The following is a 13,356-nucleotide window of genomic DNA, read 5'->3' as shown; positions in this document are numbered from 1 at the left end:
ATAAAAACGCCGCGGATTTTGCTAGACTCCGCGGCCCCGCGTTGGGGCATTGAGTATCACCTCGCATCAAAGTTTTACTACTTAGCTAAAGAGTCCCTATGAAATTTGAAACACTCGGTTTATCTTCTCCTATTTTGAATGCGATAACTGAGTGTGGCTATCAGCAACTCACTCAAGTGCAGGAGAAAGTGATCCCGCTTGCCTTTGAAGGCAAAGACATTATGGCCTGCGCCCAAACGGGTACAGGTAAGACGGCTTCCTTTGCTCTGCCTGTACTTGAAAAGTTGGCGGCTGAGTCTTTAACAAGCGACAGCAATGATAAACCGATTTTACGCGCGTTGGTGATGACGCCAACCCGCGAACTTGCGATTCAAGTCTGCGAAAATATCCAAAAATACAGCCAGTTCCTACCACTGAAAACCTTAGCGGTTTACGGCGGCGCCAACATGAATCCCCAGCGTAAAGGGGTAGAGCAGGGCGTTGATATTTTGGTGGCAACTCCTGGTCGTTTATTCGATATTATCGGCCAATTCCAGTTAGATTTGTCGAGTGTCACGACCTTAGTGATCGACGAAGCCGACCGCATGTTAGACATGGGTTTTGTGCGCGACATTGAAAAAGTGAAACGCTTAATTGCGCCGCAGCATCAAACCATGTTGTTTTCAGCCACATATAGCGATGCTGTCAAACAACTCGCCGAGAAAATGCTGAATGAACCTCAGTGGGTGAATGTTGCTGACACGACTACCGCATCCACAGTTGTGCAGGAAGTCTATCGCGTTGATAAACGTCGTAAAGCCGAGCTGTTGTCAGAACTCGTTGGCCGCAACAATTGGCGCCAAGTGCTGGTGTTTGCCAGCACGAAAGAAAGCGCCGAGCATTTATTACAAGAATTAAAGCTTGATGGCATAGCCGCAGGTGTATTCCACGGCGATAAAACACAAGGCGCCCGTAATCGGGTGTTGGAAGAGTTTAAAGCCGGTAAATTGCGGGTGCTGGTGGCGACCGATGTGGCTGCTCGTGGTTTAGACATTCATGCCTTGCCTATGGTGATCAACCTTGAATTACCTTTCCTTGCCGAAGATTATATCCATCGTATTGGTCGTACAGGCCGAGCTGGATTAACGGGTCGCGCGATTTCGTTTGTTTCACCTTCTGACGATGAAATGCTCGCTGAAATTGAAGCCTTGATTGAGCAAAAACTGCCTGTATCGGTACAACCGGGTTATGAAGAAGGCACGCCTTTACCTGCCCGTTACCGTGATGCGCCCGCGGCACCGATTAAGCCGATTGGAAAGTGGAGCCATAAGGCGCCGCAGGATCGTACTATTGGTCAGTCTCGTCAGGGTAAGTACGCGAAAGGTAAAGCACAGGACAGCAAAGCAGGTGCAGATAAATCCTCTAGCCGTGCTAAGCCAGCTTCTGGCTCAGGTAAGCCGTTTAATGCAACTAAACCTAAGTCGAATTTGGTGAGCAATAAGTCAGGTTTTGGCTCTCGCACCAATAAGTCAAAATAAGTTAAGTCAAAATAAGCTAAGCCCAACAATCAAGGCTAATAAGTGCAAAGTGCCTATTAGCTTAGCCGTTTAACGGTTGCCTAGTTTGTTGATTAGACTGTTGAATAGTCAGTTGCATATTTTGCTACATAGCCTGTCGCTATTCTAAAAGCGCATCCTCACCGATGCGCTTTTTGTTGAGCTTCGAAGCCAATACTTCTACACTCGAGCGCCAAGCTTTCTATTCGAGCGAGTTTCCTTATGATTATCAAAGCGATTCCTACCAATATCATTACAGGTTTTTTAGGTGTAGGTAAAACCTCTCTGATTAAGCAATTGCTGGCGACTAAACCCGCGGATGAAATTTGGGCAGTACTGGTCAATGAATTTGGTGAGGTCGGCATTGATGCGGGGTTACTTAATTCCTCCGATAACGGCATACAAATTCGTGAGGTTGCGGGTGGCTGTATGTGCTGCGCAGCAGGCGTTCCGACACAAGTGGCAATCAATCAGTTGATTGCGAAAGCGAAACCTGACCGCTTATTGATAGAACCGACTGGGCTTGGGCATCCTAATGAAATCATTAAAGTACTGAGTGCGCCCCATTATCAGAATGTGATTTCACTGCGTAGCACCCTATGTTTGGTGGACGCACGTAAGATCCACGATCCTCGCTATCGCGAACATGCAAATTTTATTCAACAGTTGCAAGTGGCCGATGTGATCATCGCAACTAAGTCCGACTTGTATGATGCTGAAAATACTAAGTTACTCTATGAATTGCAGACTTATTTAAGCCATATTGAACGTACTGATATTCCTGTAGTGAGCCACTCAAATCAACAGTCTTTACCTAGCGCTTTGCTGGACTATCTTAACCAACCAAGGCGCGTGTCACTCAATATAAATGGGCATGCTAGCGCGGGCCTAAAGCTGGGCAGCCTACCGACGACGGCCCCAAGCTTGTTTCGTGCTGGTGGTTCTCGCTTGAGTGAGTTGAGCCTCTTTGCCGAAGGTGCAATCGAAGTCGCACTTGATTTTGATGATCGCGGTATAGTGCGAAAGCAGAATCAAGGTGAAGGTTGTTTTAGCTGCGGTTGGGTGTTTGAACCGAGCCAAGAATTTGATTTTGATAAATTAATGGATTTTATTCAGCGGCAAGCTCAATCACTCGACGTTGGGCAAGTGTTGCTTAGATTAAAGGCCGTGATGATCACTACTGATGGAATTGCAGGATTTAACTGGATTGACCATGAGTTTACTGTGGTTGAACTCGATGACACCTTAGATTCCAGACTAGAAATGATTACCATGGACGACGTTAATTGGGACGAGATTGAGCTGCAGTTGATTGCTTGTCTTAGCTAACTGAGTTCCCCATCACTCTTTATTACAGGTGTGAGCATCGCTAAGAGGGGTCAGATTTGGTGGGAATAGTAAGGCCGGATCAGTAAGGCAAGGTCACGCGGTATTTTTGGCCGAGTGTCGTGAGTGTGCCATTTTGGATCATCTCCTCGAAGAAGCTGTCAAAACGAGTTCTTAGCGGATCAAATTTAGCTTGTTTCGGAAAAGCCATAAAGCCGTCTCGGACATCGATTATCGGCATGATTGGCGTAATTGCTTTAGGGATTTTGATTTGGGCGAGCACTGCATTGGTATTGCGACTATTGGTGGCGAGTAAATCTAAATCACCCCGCGAAAGCCGTTCTATGCCACTTTTAATATCGACAAATTCATTGATATTTAATGATTTAGTTTGTTCAGTAAACCGTGTGCCATAACTCCAGCCCTGCATTTTTCCAATCCGTTGCGTTTTAATACTGGCATAGTCGCCATTCCACACTATTTCATTGTCTGCCCGAGCATAAAACACCATATCATCGCGGTAAAATGCCTTCGCCGCAAAAACCAAGTTGGTATTACGCTCTGGGGTATCGTAGGGACCAATAAGAATATCCGCTTGGCCACGTTCAACCATAGAGATAGCGCGGCGCCATGGGGTAATTTGATAGTGAATGTTCACACTTTGCTGCTGGGCGAAGCGATTCAAAATATCGACACCTAAGCCTGTATATTCTCCATTGGCTTGTAGTTCGAAAATTTGACTGAAACTCGAACCCACTGCGAGCAGGTCTTTGGCCTGTGCAGTCAAGCAAAGGCTGCTGAGCGCCAAAAGGACGACTTGTGCAAAGCCTTTGCTGAGTATCATGGCATTCCTTGTGTGGTTTGAATGCGGGAGGTTAGAACACTGTCTCTCGTAAAAGCGGCGATATCGTTATGCAATTCACTAGGGTTAAGGTTAGCAAATTTTACTCAGATTTGATTGCACGTTAACATTTTAATGTTTTGAAATAAATGGAAGATTAATCGTAAGGGCATTAAGCCGTTGATCTTCAATCGATACATCATCCTATCCCTCAGCCTGCTTAGTTACGCCTAAAAGTTTCAATTTGTATCGTTTGTAAGTGAGAATGAGAAATGTATTTTTGTTATGCGTTTAAATCAGTTAAGGCCGAATAAAGGGGATTGCGGTATGCTCTGCCATTGATTGATTTATACGCCAATGCTGGGCGGTTTATTTGAGCGGGATGTTATGAAGCTGCAGGAAATAGATAAAACCTTGTATCGTAAAAATATGAATTTATTCATTGTGATTCTAGTTGTTAGCTTAGTCGTGTTATCGCTGATTTTTGGTACTGGACTCATTGCGCTGTTTGGGGCGACGCCTGTGCCAGGTGAGCCTACAGGTAATTTCCATTTGAATCTCTTAGGCGTGATTTTCAGTCTGGGTCTGTGTAGCGCCGTGATTTACAACTTGAAGGATAAATCCTTCTTCAGCGAAATTTATTATGTGTGGCAATTAAAGCAACTCCATAATCGTATCTATCGCAAGTTGATAAAGATTAAAGCCGCTGCGGCGCAAAATGATGTGAATGCTTTGATTATATTGCTGTTTTATTACACTAGTTTAAGGCAAGTGTATGAGCTCGATGACAATACGCTGACCTTGCCGGCACTGACTCAAGATCTCAATCGTTTGAATGCACAAATCGAAAGCATAGGCTTATTGTTGTCACCAGAACAATTTACGCCTGAGTTGCTGACAAGATCTTTCTGATACTGATGAGGCAAGATGAGGATCGCTCCTCACCTTGCCATATCTAGCCCTTATCTTGTCTTTGTCGTCCTTGCCCAGAATGAGGTCAGCGAGTTTCACTTAGGCGGCTTGCTGGGCTCGTTGTAGTGTGAGTAACCACTTACCATAGATGTAAATCCCTACCGCTGAGATAGTCCCTATGGCGGCGATGATGTACCACGCCATGCCAATGTTATGGCTGTGGTATAGCAGTTGGGTGAGATCATGTGCGTTTTCACCTGTGTAACTCACCAAGGTAGTAAAGGCTTCACCTTGGGGAATGGCGCTGACCTCAGTGCTGTTCATGCCGCGCTCTAGCAATAAATCCCGCGAAAACAATTCCTTTGATGCATAAATCTCGTAGAGTTTAGGGCCAAAGTAGCCTTCTAATCCCCAGCCGATCCCTTGGGGCAACATCACAAATCCCAAGTACATGGCTTTTTTACCTTCAGGAGCAATATTACCCATAAACTCGTTTTTCTTCGGGCTAATCATCATTTCGCCAATGGAGAACATGGCTATCGCGAATACGATAAACCATGCCGCATGGAAAGCACCGATAAACACAAAAGCTAAAATACTCAGCAAACAACCAATAAACATAGCGGTAGTAATACGGTATTTAGCCGTCAGTGCCGCGACGATAAAACAGCAGGTCATGATCAGGCCCGCATTAAGGTTGAGCATGCCTTCGGGCATCACCTTAGTGCCTTCGTTATTGAGGCCAAGCCAAAATTGTAGAATACCGTTACTGGTGCCTTCGCTGCCAAAGAGGGTGGTGACGATTACGCTGGTATCGACCCATTCGGAAATATGGATAGGCAGCACATCGAATAGGGCATTGAACAAGAACCAAAATCCTGAAAAAACGAGCATATAGTAGATTACAATCGGCTTTTTCAACTCGCGCCAAGCATCACGCCACAGGGATTCTTGTTCGACTTCACCCGATTTTATTTGCTTATTGCGTTCCAGTCGCTCGGCTTTACCTGGCTCGGTATAGGTGAGTAAGAATAAGAAGTTGAGTGAGATAATTGCGGCGCAGGCGAAAAATACATTGTCCCACGACAATTGGCGCATATGCACGGCAACTAAGGGCCCGAGGAAACCCCCAATGTTTACAACTTGGTAAAAAATGCCCCAAGCCATTGAAGTGTTATTGCGATTAGTGGACAGCACTAAGGTGCCTTGAATGCCCGGTTTAAATATCCCTGTGCCTATGGCAAGGAGTAATGCACCGACAAGGAAGCCCCAAAAGCTGGGGAAGAATGCCATGACGAGATAGCCAAAGATTTTAATGATGGTGGAGCCGAAGATGGTTTCTTTGTAGCCCACTCGGTCAGACATGCCACCGGTGAACACGGGCACAAAGGTTTGCATGATCGCCCAGAGGGAAATAATAATGCCGTAGTCACTTAGGCTGATCCCAAGGCCGCCCGCAGACTCTGGCGCTTTAGCGTACAGTCCAGCACTGGCTTTAACACCGTAGTAGGCGATACGCTCGACTAACTCCATACCACCAACTAACCAAAACACATAACCTAAGCTAGTAATGGAGGCCCACATGCCGAGCTGTTTGACTTCTCGCAGATCGTTGCCTGCATTTGGACTATTCTGACTCATGTCCTTCCCTTATTATTGTTATTGAATTTATTTCTGTTTAACCCATTAATTATCAAAAACTTAAATTTATGAAGTTAATGATTTCATCTTGTTTAAATACGATAATGGGCTTGCTTGAACGGATACTTTATCTAATTCGGCCTTAAACACCAAAAAAGTAGCAGAAAATGATGAATTAACCCACATCTGTTATTGAACTGTACTGAGTTTGTCATTTGGCTGAAATTGGACTGTTTCTTCTTAAGTCATTGTGATGATTAATCTTTATTGTTAATTATTCACAATGAACATGCTTTGAGTTCTCGCTATTTTTAGGTACAATCCATTGTCGCATTTTTGTTCACCCGATCATTTTTCTAGATAGATACGACTCTAGCCCCCCTTTTTGTGAGAAACGCTAATGACAGCAACAACATCTAATCATGCTCCTGCGGATATGAGCTTGCTCGAGGAGCCGATTGCGAAGCTTTTTTGGCGCTATACCATACCCACCATAGCCTCTATGTTGGTCACGGGCGTATATGTGACAATTGATGGCATCTTTGTTGGCCACTATTTAGGTGAAACAGGGCTGGCGGGGATGATGCTAGCTTACCCTGTGGGCGCGATTTTATACGCTATTGGCGCCATGATAGGTATGGGTAGCGCGGCATTAGTGTCAATCAATCTTGGCCAAGGTAATGTAGTCAAGGCCCGTAAACTACTGGGTAATGCCTTTACGTTATGTTTATTAACCGGATGCTTTTTTGCCCTTGTTGGCGGGATATTCTCGCGAGATATTTTGGTCGCCCTCGGGGCGCAAGGGGAGATGCTCGAAAATGCTAATGAATACTTATTCTGGTATTTTGCACTGTGTCATTTTCCCATAATTTCAATGACCTTCACCACACTGCTGCGTAATGATGGCAGGCCATCCATGGTGACTTGGGTGCTGATTTTGGGTGGTGTATTAAACACTTTCTTAGACTGGCTGTTTATTGTGGTTTTCCCCTTTGGTTTAGCAGGTGCAGCGATTGCGACTATGTTGTCGCAGGCGGTAACGGGGCTTTTGTGTTTACAGCATTTTTTCAGTCCGCGCACTCAGCTTAAAATCACTTTTGAGCAGATGAAGCTCAAGCTCGATAATTGCCTTAATATAGCCCGCGTAGGTTTCCCCAGCTTTTTGATGAATCTGTATTTGTCGATAGTGTTAACCCTGCATAATACGGCTTTTTTGTGGGTTGGCGGTCCATTACATGTGGCCGCCTATGGTGTGGTGAGTTACACAGAAGCGTTTTTCTATCTGATTTTTGAGGGCATTGCGCTTGGTACTCAACCCATTTATAGCTTTAACGCGGGAGCTGGGCGTTTTGACAGGGTTAAACAAGCGCGCAATATTGCTTTTGGTATGACGTTACTCACCGCAGCTTTAGGTTTAGCGCTGATTTATTCTCGCCCTGAATGGTTAGTGTATTTGTTTGCCGGTGATAATCCGAATTTAACACCAGTGGCGATTGAAGGTATGCGCTGGTATTTTTGGGGTTTGCCTATGGAAGGCTTAATCTTAGTCGGTGCGAGTTTCTTCCAAGCGATTAACTGTTCGAAACAAGCTTCTATGCTGACGGGCGCTAAGCTTATTCTTATCGCTGCGATCATCTACTGCTTTGCATGGGCGTTCGGCGTGATTGGTGTGTGGGTGTCGCTCGCGACCTGTAGCACTATCTTGACGATATGGATGTTTTACGCCATGAAGCGAGTCGAGGCACGTTTGCATTAATCCTTGCTTTGGGTTGTATTGGTTTCGCCTGATTTATTGACAAGACAAGGGGCGAGACAAGTAACCTTTAGCTTGGGCATAAGTGTTTAGTTTTACGTAAATTTTACAATTGGGGCGATTAGTGGCCCCGATTGTAATTGCCCACATATCTTTCGTCGTTAAACATGACTTAGGGCTAGCGTGGGATGATGGCCTCTGGTACATTTCGCTGGTTTAATCTGCAATCAAAAATGACTTATCCAAGCGTGCTCTTAAGTCGAGGCTATAGTCCTCAATTAATAGACTGAGTTCGCTTAGGCTTTTGGGTCGATTGATCGTTGATATGACTGGGTATTGAGCCGAATGACTCGCTCGTTGATTTTAGTAATTTATGTTTTATGAGGCCCTTATGCGCACCACTGCAGTCATTTCTATGCTGTTGCTTGGCGTGTTAACGACAGTTAATGCCAGTGCCAAAGAGAATGAGTTAGTGTTTGCCAGCGACTTCGAAGGCAATCGTTTATCTCAACCTTGGTCGTGGATCATGGGTTGTCAATTTGAAGGCGCTGAACCTCACACAGGTGAAAGTGCGCTGCTTTGCGTCGAAGGCAATAGCAGTATCGTCAGTAAGTACCCTATTTCTGAAGCGGGTCTATTAGAGTTTTGGGTCAAAACCCAGAATACTCAAACCCAATATCGAATCAATGTATTGACCTCTCCGGTATTAAAGCTCGATGCCCAGTGGCAGCATGTTGCTTTAATCGATATCACCCCTGGGGCTAACGAATATTTAGCACACCGAGTGTCTATTGATGATCCGAGTCGCCAATATATCCGTCTTGATATTGAGGCCATTAATGGCCCTATCAGTTTGGACGATTTGAGCTTAGGTAAAATTCGCCTTGATATGGCCCTGCAAAAAAATGAGCAGAAAATTATCGGCGGGATTTTAGATAAGCTGAAAGCTGATAAGAATTACGAAGTGCAGTCTGAGTCATTTCGTACTTTAGGTAAAAATTATGCCGCCCAGCTCGAGAGCCAAAGACAATACCTCGAGTACTCGAATGCTATTTATTCAAGTATCACCTTTGTGTTGGCGACGTCTGAGCGCAATAAAATGTCTAATCCTATGGGATATAACACCTTTAGGTCGGTTTTAACTGACGCTAAACGTGTGGCATCGCCTCTCCAACAGGCGCGTTTAGGCTCTATGGTGAAACCCTTTGGTGACTTGGCTACTGCCACCTTAAACGTGGTCAGTGCCGGTGCGTATTCCGCTTTTGCCGAACCCTTTAAGTCATTCTTAGCAGCGACTTTTGATCGCTCTAATTATGACAACAGTGACTTAAGCCGTAGTGATAAAAAGTTTGCTGAAGAAAATGGCCTGAAAATTTATCAGCAGGCCGAACGGTTTATGTCTGAAATCGAAAAAGAACTACAACAAGTCACTGCACTCGACAATGATTTAGTCAGTATGCAGAAGAACTTAGATAATTTCCGTAAGGATCTCGATAAGCATCTGCGCAGTTACTTACAGCATGCCAGTATTGCCCGCACACCTGAAAATTACAGCCGAGTGATGAGTAAAGACGAGCAGGCACGCGCGCTGGTGATTGTTGAGGCGAGTGCCAATATCAGTGCTAAAGCTGAGGCGCTATTGGCTTCGAACAGCAATGCAGAGTTAGTGCAGTACATGATTAAAACCACTGAGAAGATTGATGAATTTCAAGAGTTCAAGGAACGTTTTAATCAGATCACTTCGGCCATGCTGACCTTCTACGACAAATTTGAGCGCTCAATTGCCGCCGAGCAAAACCCCTTTACCGATCCTAGCGATCGCGCCGTGTGGGAGCAGCACGCCAAAAGCGCCCGTAACTACATTCGCCAGTCGAAGGAAGCGTTCACTAAAGCCTTTATGTAAAGGATTGTTGTAAGTAAGTGGTAGTAACGGCCTAAAATTATGGCGATTTTTCTATTTTAGGTTTGGAGTTATCAAGGATAAAACAGGTAGTCAGAATCATTTCTGTTAGTGGGCAAGGATGATGAGTAAACCCTATACAACAACTCGGTTTGACACAGATACTGCCACAATGGCGATATTTGATCCCGCGGCATTAACTCATCGCTGTGAAGATACGGCTGATTGGTGGTCTGTGCCGAGTGACGAAATTTTGGAAATCAATCAAGGTCATGTGCTATTCGTAGGACTTGGTGCCGATGGTTGTTATGAGGTTGACATTTTCCGCAAGCTAGGTGAGGCTGGGCTCAATTCGAATTATCTCTCTGCAAACTTAACAGTATTGTCAGGGTGCCTGTATATTGGCGCCGCCGAGCAAGTTCCAGCAGGAGATCTTGGGCCTGAAACAACCTATGGCGGCGCTTTAATTTATGCTGTGCGAGGGAATATTGAGGTGAGAGTGTATCGGCTTACACCCCATAAACTGGTGGTTGAATATGAGTCAACCTCAGAAGATGTACTAAACGAGTTTACGTCTAGTCCATTACTTTAAGCGGCTTACTTTATTCGCTATCATTTTTAATCCCTATACGGGCTGTTAAACACCAAAGGTAACTTGTTAATCATCAGGGGTAAAAAAGCAATTTAACATTATGAGTTCTATGATGAATAATACCAAATGGCGCGAATGTATGACGCTGTTAGCTTCTCGTCCTGTGTATTTGCAACTACAGTTGGTCGGTGAAGAGGACTTTCCTCTCGATTATGAAGCCTCAAATCAAGTGTTATCCGAGATCATGGCTACTGATTGTCTTTTTGTGCAAAGGCGTATTCGCTATAAATCCATTAACGCGATTAGAATTGCGAAAACCGTTTTTCCCGCCGGTTTGGCGGATGACAATGTATTTCTGCTTGCTGAATTAAAAATCAGATTACAGCAACTCGGCCAGTTACCACTAATTGAAGACGATCAGTTTATTGTTATTCATGGCTATCATGACCTCATGGTTTGTTGAATCCAGAGCATCTACACTGGCTTACAACACACACCATATCTTAAGTTCGCTCTGCGATGGAGTTCATAGACTTCACAACCTAACAATGGCTCAGTTCTATTAAGAACTGCGCCAAAACGTTCAAAGTAGTCTTCATTAACTTGTTTTGCACTGATAAGTGGTACTTCAATACTGACATCTACACGACCTTTACGTATCAACGCTGGGTCAAGATTATCAGGATGATTTGTGGTCATTATTACAAGGCAGTCATCAAGAGGAATGATTCCGTCTAACGCGTTTAGAACGCCACCTAAAGTGAGTGGTGGGTTATCTGCATTACTTTCAGCAGTACGTGATACCGTAGCCTTTACACAGTCACAGTCCTCTATTAACAACATAGCTCCGGGCGGTACCTTTCTAATCGCCTTATGAATAGTGGCATCATTTACAGTAGATAGATTCAATATGTATAGATCGCGATGATACTCAACAGCTAAGGCTCTCGCTATACCCGTCTTACCAGTACCCGTTTTTCCATGTAACAGTATGGTTAGCTTACTTACAACCGACTTCCCTCTACTTGCGAAGTTATCAACTTCCCCCATCAACTTCTGCTTAAACCCTTCATCTAGCACTAATTCACTAAAACCCGATGATTTCAATGTGCCATAGCGACACCATTCGGTTTCTTCGAAAATATTAACTTTCGGCTCTGTAGAGATGTCTCCACGAGTATCTTCTAAAAAACTATATAGTTTATCTTTTGCCCACCATGGTGCACTTACAGTAATAGTATCGTATGCCATCGTACTATCGACCTTAGATCGGGTAGCCAACATGAAACAACCACCGTATTTGAACAGGTGCATACCGTAGCCGATAGACTTAACACTGACACGCCCGTCGTAACTCACACTATAGTCATAGTACACAGCCTCAGAGATAGAGCGTGAAAAAAACGGAATAGTAGTATTACTGATCAAAAAGGACAGTTTATTGAATACCTCTGTGCGCGCCTGATGGCTATCGTCTATAGTGAGCCGCACAAACAGCAGACTACTGAGCCAACTTAACAGCTTCGCGGGGACATCTTTTAGCATGTAGCCTACGAGTCCAATTAACGTTAATGTTAATACTCCAACAATGACAGCCGTCAACAAAGGATCACCATTGGTGAGCGCCTTTATTTGTAGTAATACCTCGTTCATTTACTCACCTTTACTATAAATGCCTCATGGACATAATCGAGAATACTATCAACCGAGTCGAGGATACTACCAAGGTATCCTCAGTATGTGCGCTATCGCACGTGGTTAAAGCGACTTGATAAAGATCCCCTGCTTATCACTAACGACTGCCTTAGAACGTAGTAATATCACAGTGTAAATCAACATCTTAATTTTGGTTTTATATTTAAGCGTCACTAACGTACACAGATAAATATCAGAGATGGCGCCGTTCATCAAAGAGCAGGACGGGGCGACCCTGCATCCACGGATTGACTTGAACAACATCCGCGTTTAACTGCCAGTTCGCCATCTGATAGGCAGGACGCCTGAATGTCGTGCAATGCAGGGATGCATGAGAACGACCATGGCTCTCGTTTATAAGCTTAAAGCCCTAGGTTTCTATTCACCGAGTCGGCGAGTGAATGCCATGGCAAGCCTGTAAACTGCTTGTCAATAAACGTTAATTAGTAAGCTGTGTTAGTGGTTTATCAGCCTACAAATCAAATATCATTCAGCGAAGTCTCAATAAGAAAGCCGCTAATGAAGGCGGCTTTTGTGTTTCGATTATTCCATAACCCTTGAATTTTCTTGGTTACATTAAATCTCGAGGCATTAGAGCAAATACACGTTCAAGCTGCAGGCGCCGTGGGCGCCGACGACAAGGGCTTGTTCGATATCGGCGGTTTTTGATGGACCCGCGATAAACACCCCGAACTCACCTGAGGCTAACGTGATTTCTTTGGCTGCCTGATGTAGGGTCGGCACAATCTTATTCGTTGGCAGGGCTAAGATCAGGTTTTCACAGATAAAAGGTGTCACTCTGTGGCCTAGATTCTTATTGTTAACCCAAATGGCACCGTTTTCGGCAACGCCAATGTCACCTGGGATCACTGCATAATCTATGTTTTTGAGCTCGTGGGCAGTGGGTGGCATTTCACGGTTTGCCGTGACACCCTCTACAAGGGAGATGACCTGTAACCCTTGGGCGATAAGTTCATCGACTTTGGCTTGCAGGGCTTTGATGCCACCTTCTTTATGCAGCGTACCCGCGACAGTATTGAGGTTGGTCTCGAACTGGCCGACGAGATTTTCGACTCTTGGCGTCACATCTATGCTTGGCATAGGATGATTTGTTAAGGCCGACAGTTTGAGCGCATTGAGAATTTCAAGTTTACTAGACAT

11 protein-coding genes are annotated in these 13,356 nt (G+C 44.7%); 7 read left to right on the top strand and 4 right to left on the bottom strand.

The window, feature by feature from the left end:
- The first annotated feature begins 98 nt into the window (after positions 1-98).
- Both KFE26_RS10350 and KFE26_RS10345 read left to right on the top strand, forming a co-directional pair.
- Positions 99-1,517 (top strand): DEAD/DEAH box helicase, encoded by a 1,419-nt coding sequence (locus tag KFE26_RS10350; protein ID WP_212600347.1) that lies wholly within the window; start codon positions 99-101, stop codon positions 1,515-1,517.
- 240 nt (positions 1,518-1,757) lie between these two features.
- Positions 1,758-2,864 (top strand): GTP-binding protein, encoded by a 1,107-nt coding sequence (locus KFE26_RS10345; protein WP_212600346.1) that lies wholly within the window; start codon positions 1,758-1,760, stop codon positions 2,862-2,864.
- A 79-nt stretch (positions 2,865-2,943) separates the two neighbouring features.
- Here the strand turns inward: KFE26_RS10345 and KFE26_RS10340 are convergent, their stop codons facing one another.
- Entirely contained in the window at positions 2,944-3,705 is a 762-nt protein-coding gene (locus tag KFE26_RS10340; RefSeq protein ID WP_212600345.1) for an ABC transporter substrate-binding protein, read from the bottom strand.
- Positions 3,706-4,089: 384 nt separating this feature from the next.
- Between KFE26_RS10340 and KFE26_RS10335 the strand changes: the two genes are divergently transcribed.
- Entirely contained in the window at positions 4,090-4,614 is a 525-nt protein-coding gene (locus KFE26_RS10335) for a DUF3087 domain-containing protein (protein ID WP_212600344.1), read from the top strand.
- 99 nt (positions 4,615-4,713) lie between these two features.
- Here KFE26_RS10335 and KFE26_RS10330 read toward each other — a convergent pair whose 3' ends face one another.
- Positions 4,714-6,255, bottom strand: coding sequence for an MFS transporter (locus KFE26_RS10330; RefSeq protein ID WP_212600343.1), 1,542 nt, complete (start codon positions 6,253-6,255; stop codon positions 4,714-4,716).
- A gap of 400 nt (positions 6,256-6,655) precedes the next feature.
- Between KFE26_RS10330 and KFE26_RS10325 the strand changes: the two genes are divergently transcribed.
- The 4 genes from KFE26_RS10325 to KFE26_RS10310 all read left to right on the top strand — a co-directional run bounded on the left by KFE26_RS10325 (position 6,656) and on the right by KFE26_RS10310 (position 10,963).
- Complete coding sequence (locus KFE26_RS10325) at positions 6,656-8,011, top strand: MATE family efflux transporter (protein WP_028760699.1); 1,356 nt, start codon at positions 6,656-6,658, stop codon at positions 8,009-8,011.
- A 388-nt stretch (positions 8,012-8,399) separates the two neighbouring features.
- Complete coding sequence (locus tag KFE26_RS10320; protein WP_212600342.1) at positions 8,400-9,911, top strand: hypothetical protein; 1,512 nt, start codon at positions 8,400-8,402, stop codon at positions 9,909-9,911.
- 121 nt (positions 9,912-10,032) lie between these two features.
- Positions 10,033-10,500 carry a DUF6386 family protein gene (locus KFE26_RS10315; RefSeq protein ID WP_249195662.1) on the top strand — a complete coding sequence of 156 codons (468 nt, stop codon included), beginning with the start codon at positions 10,033-10,035 and terminating at the stop codon, positions 10,498-10,500.
- A gap of 112 nt (positions 10,501-10,612) precedes the next feature.
- A complete protein-coding gene (locus KFE26_RS10310) occupies positions 10,613-10,963 on the top strand; it encodes a hypothetical protein (protein ID WP_249195660.1) in 351 nt (116 codons plus the stop codon).
- 11 nt (positions 10,964-10,974) lie between these two features.
- Here the strand turns inward: KFE26_RS10310 and KFE26_RS10305 are convergent, their stop codons facing one another.
- Together KFE26_RS10305 and KFE26_RS10300 are read right to left on the bottom strand one after the other, a co-directional pair.
- Complete coding sequence (locus tag KFE26_RS10305; protein WP_212600339.1) at positions 10,975-12,153, bottom strand: AAA family ATPase; 1,179 nt, start codon at positions 12,151-12,153, stop codon at positions 10,975-10,977.
- Between the two features lie 633 nt (positions 12,154-12,786).
- The gene (locus KFE26_RS10300; protein WP_028760696.1) at positions 12,787-13,356 is read right to left on the bottom strand and encodes a lactate utilization protein C; all 570 of its coding nucleotides are present in this window, start codon (positions 13,354-13,356) and stop codon (positions 12,787-12,789) included.

The organism is Shewanella sp. M16 (genome assembly GCF_018224605.1).
In the GTDB taxonomy this organism is placed as follows: domain Bacteria; phylum Pseudomonadota; class Gammaproteobacteria; order Enterobacterales; family Shewanellaceae; genus Shewanella; species Shewanella oncorhynchi.
This window is presented reverse-complemented; position numbering and strand designations above follow the sequence as displayed.